General features: G+C 70.7%; 7 protein-coding genes and 1 pseudogene. 5 read left to right on the top strand and 3 right to left on the bottom strand.

The window, feature by feature from the left end:
* The 3 genes from ACT6XY_RS22235 to ACT6XY_RS22225 all read left to right on the top strand — a co-directional run.
* Nucleotides 1–586 (top strand): GyrI-like domain-containing protein (locus ACT6XY_RS22235; RefSeq protein ID WP_444750488.1); only part of this gene is annotated, 586 nt, incomplete at its 5' end.
* Nucleotides 587–724: 138 nt separating this feature from the next.
* On the top strand, nt 725–1,684 hold the full coding sequence (locus ACT6XY_RS22230) for a ring-cleaving dioxygenase (RefSeq protein ID WP_444750487.1): 960 nt from the start codon (nt 725–727) through the stop codon (nt 1,682–1,684).
* A 62-nt stretch (nt 1,685–1,746) separates the two neighbouring features.
* Nucleotides 1,747–2,370, top strand: coding sequence for an alpha/beta hydrolase (locus ACT6XY_RS22225; protein ID WP_444750486.1), 624 nt, complete (start codon nt 1,747–1,749; stop codon nt 2,368–2,370).
* A 12-nt stretch (nt 2,371–2,382) separates the two neighbouring features.
* Here the strand turns inward: ACT6XY_RS22225 and ACT6XY_RS22220 are convergent, their stop codons facing one another.
* Nucleotides 2,383–2,913 carry a L,D-transpeptidase gene (locus tag ACT6XY_RS22220; RefSeq protein ID WP_444750485.1) on the bottom strand — a complete coding sequence of 177 codons (531 nt, stop codon included), beginning with the start codon at nt 2,911–2,913 and terminating at the stop codon, nt 2,383–2,385.
* A gap of 296 nt (nt 2,914–3,209) precedes the next feature.
* On the opposite strand from ACT6XY_RS22220, the gene ACT6XY_RS22215 reads away from it, so the two are divergent.
* Both ACT6XY_RS22215 and ACT6XY_RS22210 read left to right on the top strand, forming a co-directional pair.
* The gene (locus tag ACT6XY_RS22215; protein WP_444750484.1) at nt 3,210–4,016 is read left to right on the top strand and encodes a hypothetical protein; all 807 of its coding nucleotides are present in this window, start codon (nt 3,210–3,212) and stop codon (nt 4,014–4,016) included.
* Between the two features lie 91 nt (nt 4,017–4,107).
* Nucleotides 4,108–4,362: a hypothetical protein gene (locus ACT6XY_RS22210; RefSeq protein ID WP_444750483.1), complete on the top strand. Its 255-nt coding sequence runs from the start codon at nt 4,108–4,110 to the stop codon at nt 4,360–4,362.
* 42 nt (nt 4,363–4,404) lie between these two features.
* On the opposite strand, the gene leuB is transcribed toward ACT6XY_RS22210, so the two are convergent.
* Nucleotides 4,405–5,517 carry a 3-isopropylmalate dehydrogenase gene (gene leuB, locus ACT6XY_RS22205; protein ID WP_444750482.1) on the bottom strand — a complete coding sequence of 371 codons (1,113 nt, stop codon included), beginning with the start codon at nt 5,515–5,517 and terminating at the stop codon, nt 4,405–4,407.
* A gap of 122 nt (nt 5,518–5,639) precedes the next feature.
* Nucleotides 5,640–5,859 (bottom strand): annotated as a pseudogene (locus ACT6XY_RS22200) (hypothetical protein); the annotation flags it as partial.

The following is a 5,859-nucleotide window of genomic DNA, read 5'->3' as shown; positions in this document are numbered from 1 at the left end:
CCCTCCCCCCGCGACGGAGCCGCCGGCCATCCCGGCCCCGCCCGCCGCGGTGCAGGCCCCGGCCGCTCCCGCAGGACCCGGCGGGGTACTGCCCACGGACGAGGCGGTGCAGGCTGCCGGCTTCGGCGACGAGGTGACGCTTTCGGCGCGGCCGGCCCTGGTGCTCGGCGGCAAGACCACCTGGGACGACCTCTACGGCACGTTCCGCAAGGCCATCACCGAACTCAAGGCGATCGCCGCCCGCGAGGGCGCCGAGGTGACGGGACCGCCGATGATCCGCTTCGTCTCCTCCTCGGACGATGCCGTCGACTTCGAGGCGATCCTGCCCGTGCGCGAGGCGGCCAAGCCGGCGGAAGCCTATGCGCCCGCAAAGCCCGGCCAGACCCCGGCCGGCAAGGCGCTGCGCTTCGTCCACCACGGTGGCTACGACACGATGGAACAGACCTACGACGAGATCACCAACCATCTGGACGAGCGCTCCATCGTCGCCGAGGACGCCTTCGTCGAGGAATATGTCCGCGATCCCGACGCCACACCCGAGACGGACATGGCGACCTTCATCTACGTCTTCCCGAAGACGAACTGAGCGCTCGCGCGCAATCGGACATCAAGGACAGCGCACAGTCGGCTTGCGGGCACGCAAGGATTTTGGCCGTGGCGCCGGGGCCGGCGCTGCCTATCTTGCCGTCAACAGGACGCACACCGCGTCCGGCAGGAGGCTTCCATGTCCTTCATCGGCAATTTCAACGGCACGTCCCCCAACGGCATCCATCACGTCACCGCCATTTCCGGCCCGGCCCGCCGCAACCTCGCCTTCTATGCCGAGGTCCTCGGCCTCCGGCTGGTGAAGAAGACCGTCAACTTCGACGATCCCGGCACCTACCACCTCTATTTCGGCGACGCTGCGGGATCTCCCGGCACCATCCTGACCTTCTTCCCCTGGGAGCATGCCGCCCCCGGCAGGCTCGGCGTCGGGCAGACGCAGGAGACGGTGTTCCGCGTGCCGGAGGGCTCGCTCGGCTGGTGGGCGCATCGCTTCATCGAAAAGGGGGTGCCGCACGAGACGATCACCAGGCGCTTCGGTGAATCCGTCCTGTCCTTCAAGGATCCCGACGGGATGAGGCTCGCCCTCGCCTGCATCCCCGGCATCGGCGACGAGCCGGCCTGGGACGGCGGCGGCGTGCCGGCGGAGCACGCGATCCGCGGCTTCCACGGCGTGTCGCTGCTGGTCGAGCGGGGCGAAAAGACGGGGGCGATTCTCACCGACGTCTTCGGCTTCGCAAGGGGAGCGAGCGAGGGCAACGTGACCCGCTATGCGGTTGCCGGAAACCCCCTCGGCGGCATCGTCGACATCCGCGAGGCCGGCGGCTTCCTTGCCGGGCGCGAGGGTGCGGGATCGGTGCATCACGTCGCCTTCCGGGCGGGGGACGATGCGGCGCAGGAGGCCATGGTGGCGCGGCTGCGCGAGCACCACGGCCAGCGGGTCACGGAACAACGCGACCGGAACTACTTCCGATCCGTCTATTTCCGCGAGCCGGGCGGCATCCTGTTCGAGATCGCGACCGACGTTCCCGGCTTTGCCGTGGACGAGCCGGCGGAGACCCTCGGAGAGGCGCTGAAGCTGCCGCCGCAATACGAGGCCCAGCGCGCCCGCATCGAGGCCGTGCTGCCCGCCCTCGCCTGACCGTGCCCCACGAGACCGCCGCGCCCACCCGGGCGCGGCGGATCCATCCCAGGAGACCTGCCATGGCCACCCTCACCGACGGCGGCTTCGCCCATCGCCTCGTGCCCGCGGCGAATGCCGGCAGCCGCACGCTGCTCCTGCTTCACGGCACGGGCGGCGACGAGAACGACCTGCTCCCCCTCGGCCAGATGATCGCGCCCGGAGCGGCGCTGCTCTCGCCGCGCGGCAAGGTGCTGGAGAACGGCATGCCGCGCTTCTTCCGCCGGCTGGCGGAAGGCGTCTTCGATCACGAGGACGTGGTGCGGCGCGCCCACGAGCTTGCCGACTTCGTGGCGGCGACGACACGGGCCCACGGCCTCGCCCGTCCGGTAGCTGTCGGCTTCTCGAACGGCGCCAACATCGCCGCGGCGATGCTGCTGCTCCGGCCGGAGGTGCTGGACGGGGCCGTGCTGATCCGCGCCATGGTGCCGCTTCCCGACCCGCCTGCCGCGGACCTGTCGGGCCGGCGGGTTCTCATCCTCTCCGGAGCGATGGACCCGATCGTGCCGGAGGAGCAGGCGGCCGAGCTCGCCGCCCAGCTGTCGACGGCCGGCGCGGCGGTGGAGCACGAAGTTCTACCGGCCGGTCACGGCCTGACGCAGGCCGACGTCACGCTGGCGCGCCGCTGGTTCGGCGCCGCGCCCTGAGAAGGCGATGTCTCAGCGCGTGACGACGACTGTGGCGCCGACACCCACGCGGTTCATCAGGTCGACCACGTCCTCGTTCAGCATGCGGAAGCAGCCGAAGGAGGCGGCGGTGCCGACCGAGCGGCGCATGCTGGCGGAGGTGCCGTGGATGGCATATTCGCCACCGGCGAGGGTCAGCGCGCCCTCGCCCATCGGGTTGTTCGGGGCACCGCCGGGAATGACGTCCGGCAGGCTCGGATTGGCGCGCCGGACGACGGCGGGCGGCGACCAGGCGGGGCGGACGTGGCGACCGTTCACGACCGTGCGGCCCTCCCACTGCTCCGAGGCGCGGCCGACGGCCACGCGGTAGCGGATAGCGATGCCGTTTTCCTTGACGAGATAGAGCCGGCGTTCGGAATTGCGAATGACGATGGTGCCGGGCTCGGCGTTGAAATTGAACCGGACGACCTCCCGCGCCTCAGCCCTTTCCGGTGCCGAGATACCGGCCACCGCACACACGACAAGACCCGCAGCCGCCAGCGGCCGCGCCCAACGACGTCCCATGACCCTCTCCCATACCGCCCATACCCACCGGCGGTCACGCGCCGAAAGAGCGGGGCGATCAGTTTCTCTTCAGTTGTCGAGAGAAGAAAATCCGGGACGAGAGTCAACGACTCGTTGCTTTGTGGCGACGAGGCGGCGAGACCGTGTTGCAAGCCAGCAACGCTGCCGGGGGTGACGATGGTGAATGCTCATAAACCATTCACCACGCTGCACATTTACCGTGCGTCAACCATGCCGCTCAACCCGGCGGTGGTTGCTCCGCTGTCAGGCTCGCCCCGTCGAACGGAGAGCGGGTCTTGCGCACAACGGTTGGAGAGGTCGTCAGGCTGCCGGACAGGCGGACAGGGTCCGCGCTACTGGCCCTCTGCGCCTTCGCCATCATGGCCGCGCTCCCGGTCGTGCTGCTGGTGAATCTCGCCGGTGGCGTCCGGATGCCGGAGGAGGCGATCCGCCCGTCGCTGATCGCCGAGGAGGCCGCAGACCCCGTGCCCGTCTGGCGCCCGGTAACGGCGCGCCACGGCGGCTTCGACGTCGACGCGCCGCGCTGGCGGCCGCTCGGCCAGGAGGTCGCGATGTTCCGGCGGTCGGACGGGCTGGCGCGCGAGGTCTTCCGCTTCGGTTCGGCCGAGGATGCCCGCCGCCATGCGGCGCTCGTCATCGACCGCGGCGAGATGGCGCCCGCGACCGCGGTGGCCGATCTCGGCACCGTCGTGTCGGACCTCGGCGTCTCGGCGACGATCGCCCCCAATCCGATCCCGCTCGCCACCAAGTTCGGCCCGATGCAGACCGCCGACGTGACCATCGACACGGAGGAGGGCAGCAAGGCCTGCCTCGGTTTCGCGCTGCGCGAGAGCGAGGCGGGAATCCGCGTGACGGGCTGGGTGTGCAGCGGCGGCCCCGAGATCGTCAGCCGCCAGGACGCCTCGTGCTTCGTCGACAGGCTGTTCACGGTGGGCGTGCGCGACGCCGCCATCGCCAGCCTCTTCGCCCGGGCGGAGCTCGCCCGCCTTCCCTGTCCGTCCACCCCCGCCGCGACGCAGGCGACCCCGGTGGTGTCGGAGCGCGGCGGCCGGCCGTCGCCGCTCCGCCTCAACCGCCTCTGACGGCGGCCCGTACCGGACCCGCGCAGGGCGTTTACCCTCGGTTAACCATGTTTGTTCATGGTCTCCTCACAATCGGATGGAGGAGGCAGCGATGGCCGTCGGTCAGATCGGTACGGGCGCAATCGGCCCGGCGGGCGGCAGCGCCACGGGCGGACAGTCCACGGCCAGCGCCGTGCGGCCCGCGGACAGCGCGCCGCGGATCAAGACCGCCAACGTCACGGTGACGCTGTCGCCGGAGGCGCGCCAGCATCTCTCGCGGCTCGAGGGCTTCACCGCCACGATCGGCACGTCGAAGCAGCCGAAGCAGATGACCAAGCCGGGCATCAACGTCGACTTCCGCACCTGACGGGCGGACGGGCGGGGACGCCCCCGCCGACGCCATGCGGCCTCAGCCGGCGAGGTGCCGGAGTTCCTTGATGATCGCGTCGCCCATGCCGGCCGTGCCGACCACGTGGGTGTTGTCCGAGCGGATGTCCGCCGTCCGCAGGCCGGAGGCGAGGACGTTGGTCACCGCCTTGTCGAGCATGTCGGCGGCCTCGATCGCCTTGAACGAATAGCGCAGCGCCATCGAGAAGGACGAGATCGTCGCGATCGGATTGGCGGCGCCCTTGCCCGCGATGTCGGGCGCCGAGCCGTGGACCGGCTCGTAGAGCGCCTTGCGCTTGCCGGAGACCGGATCCTCGGCGCCGAGCGAGGCGGAGGGCAGCATGCCGAGCGAGCCCGTCAGCATGGCGGCGACGTCGGAGAGGATGTCGCCGAAGAGGTTGTCGCAGACGATGACGTCATACTGCTTCGGCCAGCGGACGAGCTGCATGGCGCAGTTGTCGGCGAGCACGTGCTCCAGCTCGACGTCGGCGAACGCGGCCTTGTGGACGCGGGTGACGACCTGCTTCCACAACACGCCCGTCTTCATGACGTTGTGCTTCTCGGCGGACGAGACCTTGTTGCGGCGGGTCCTGGCGAGCTCGAAGGCGACGCGGGTGATGCGCTCGATTTCCGAGGTCGTGTAGAGCTGGGTGTCGATGCCGCGCTGCTGGCCGTCCTCGAGGGTGACGATCTCCTTCGGCTCGCCGAAATAGACGCCGCCGGTCAGTTCGCGGACGATGAGGATGTCGAGACCCTCGACCACCTCCGGCTTGAGGGACGAGGCGGCGGCGAGGGCCGGGAAGCAGATGGCGGGCCGCAGATTGGCAAAGAGGCCGAGATCCTTGCGCAGGCGAAGGAGGCCTGCCTCGGGACGTTTCGCATAGGGAACATCCGCCCATTTCGGGCCGCCGACGGCGCCGAAGAGCACGGCGTCCGCCGCCTGGGCGAGGGCCATGTCGCCGTTGGAGATGGCCTCGCCGTGGGCGTCGTAGGCGCTGCCGCCGACCAGGCCGCGCTCCGTCTCGAAGGCGGCGACGCCCTGGCTGCCGAACCAGGCGACGACCTTCTCGACCTCCGCCATGACCTCGGGGCCGATGCCGTCGCCGGGCAGGATGAGAAGCTTGTGCGTGGCCATGGTCGGGTCCCCCGTTTCGCGTGTCGGCGCGCTCTACCGGTCCGGCCGTCTCAGGGCAAGCTCCCAGAACGCATGAGGGCGCGCCTTTCGGCACGCCCTCGCGCTGTCCATCGGTGCCGGCCTTATTCGGCGGCGGGGGTCTTCTCGCCGGCGGGAGCGGCCGGATCATCCTCGACCCGCGGCGTGCGGCGCTTGCGCACGCGGGGGGCAGGCGCCTCCCGCTCCTCGGCCACGGCCGGCACCACTGCGGCGCCACCGGTGATGAAGGAGGGCAGGCCGAGACCTGCATCCTCGTCGCGGGCGGCGGGCGCCGGCTGGGCCGGAGCGGCGTGGGGCTGGTGG

Origin of the sequence: Phreatobacter sp. (assembly GCF_052440005.1) — a bacterium.
GTDB lineage: Bacteria > Pseudomonadota > Alphaproteobacteria > Rhizobiales > Phreatobacteraceae > Phreatobacter.
This window is presented reverse-complemented; position numbering and strand designations above follow the sequence as displayed.